Here is a 2180-nt window from a genome sequence, read left to right on the forward strand (position 1 = left end):
TTAATTTGGTGCGTTGCTTTTTTAATTTCACTAGGTAGTTGGATGGGAGCAGAAACCGGTTATATGTCAGGATGGGGAGCATATTACTTAGGTATGAATTATCCATTACGTTTTATATTATTTGGAGGAATATTAATATTCTCTGCTCTTGCACTAGAAGAAAATAAAACATTCAATCATTTTACTCAAGTAACTCTTGTAGTTGGTTTATTATACTCATTTATTGCAATGTGGTTATTATCAATATTTGGAAATTATGATCCTGAAGATTATTACTTAAAACCGGTAAAGCCGATAGAATTATTTCATTGGTCTTTATTATTTGCCTTAATGTCTGGAGCAGCTATTTATCACGGTTCAAAACAAGATAATTCGGTAACTAAAGGATTCGGGGTTACTTTTTTATTTATTAATTTATATACAAGATTTTTTGAATACAACTCATAAAGCAGTATTTTTTACAATTCTAGGAATAAGCTTTTGGCAGCTTGGAAGTAAAGCAGAGAAAATTTGGAATCTTACTGCAAAAAAATAATTAATATATAAAGTTCTGCTTTTGTAAGGAACATATATATTCAGATAGAACTTAAAAAATTGGTAGCAATGTCTTTGTAAGCCCTCGAATGCCGAACATTTCATAACTGCTGTTGTTCCTCGTCTGTGGCTTCTCCGCTCTTTTTAGCTATAAATTATAAGGTTTTTTTGAAATAGGATATATCCTCTCAAAAATATTATTAATTTTCGCTAAAAAATTTCTTTAATTATCAATTAAAGTTATTTTGTTAACAGTCCCATAAAGTAGTTTTTAAGCAAAAATATATTAATTAATTATTTTTAATTCATAAAGTATCTTAATAAAATATAATAAATACCCTACAATAATATTAAAAAATATTTTGTATATTATTTGTTATTTAGAAAATAGACTTCTTGCATAACCTCCTTCTAAAGGCGATTTGTACGTCAATCTGGTACTCGCATCCTCACGTTACTTGCGTGTACGCTGCGGTGGCAAGTGCTTCCGTCTTTCTTTTTCAAGTCCCTCTTTCTAAGATAGGTTATGCAAGAAGTCTAATAATAGGAATCATCTACGAGAATAAAAGCTTTAAGTTGCTTTAAAGAGTGAAGTTTGTTAATCTCTACAAAAACATATTTGAGATTATATGATAACTACATATTTAAAGGAAAATAATTCTATAGTAAAAAATGAAGAATATATTATTAATGAATCCACATTATGGATTGATTTATTCAATATAACAGATGAAGAAAAAGTAATAGTAAAAAATACATTAAATATAGAAATACCGACTTTAAAGGACATATCGCAAATTGAGATTTCTGAGAGGTTATATGTTGAAAATGAGGCGTTATATCTAACTATTACGGAACTCGTTAATAAAGAGCAAGAATTTCCTGAAACACATTCTATAGTATTTATTTTGCATAAATGTTGTCTTATAACAGTTCGTTACGTAGAATTAATACCCTTTAATGACTGTATAAATAAATTTGCTAAGCAGCTTAATAACAAACATAATGCAGAAAATATTTTATTTATGTTACTTCGTAATATGGTAACAAGATTATCGAATATTGTACAGTCGATTAGTATGGATATTGATGATTATGGACGTTTAATACTTGATAATAATATTAATGATTTGCGTATAGATCATACCAATGTATTAAAGAAAATAGGTCGAAAAGGTGATTTACTTTCTAAAAGCCGTGAGTGTTTATTTTCTTTAACTATGGCTATTCAATATATTTTAAAATCTCCACAAATAACTCACAATAAAGCATCTAAGGATCTATTAGATACATTGCTTCGAGACGTAGACTCAATAATTAATTTTTCACAATTTATATCTAGCGAGATTGCAAGAACCCTAGACGCAGCACTCGGTATGATTGCAATTGAACAAAATCATTAAATATAGAAATACCGACTTTAAAGGACATATCGCAAATTGAGATTTCTGAGAGGTTATATGTTGAAAATGAGGCGTTATATCTAACTATTACGGAACTCGTTAATAAAGAGCAAGAATTTCCTGAAACACATTCTATAGTATTTATTTTGCATAAATGTTGTCTTATAACAGTTCGTTACGTAGAATTAATACCCTTTAATGACTGTATAAATAAATTTGCTAAGCAGCTTAATAACAAACATA

At 28.3% G+C, this 2180-nt stretch carries 1 protein-coding gene and 1 pseudogene; both read left to right on the plus strand.

All coding sequences use genetic code 11. The features are described 5' to 3' along the window. The first annotated feature begins 42 nt into the window (after positions 1–42). Positions 43–447 (plus strand): hypothetical protein, encoded by a 405-nt coding sequence (locus tag O6R16_RS06625; protein ID WP_499680518.1) that lies wholly within the window; start codon positions 43–45, stop codon positions 445–447. A gap of 716 nt (positions 448–1163) precedes the next feature. Further along, a pseudogene (locus O6R16_RS06630) lies at positions 1164–1934 on the plus strand (CorA family divalent cation transporter); the annotation flags it as partial. Positions 1935–2180 lie beyond the last annotated feature (246 nt).

Origin of the sequence: Candidatus Rickettsia tasmaniensis, from assembly GCF_036857515.1 — a bacterium.
Lineage (GTDB): Bacteria > Pseudomonadota > Alphaproteobacteria > Rickettsiales > Rickettsiaceae > Rickettsia > Rickettsia rickettsii.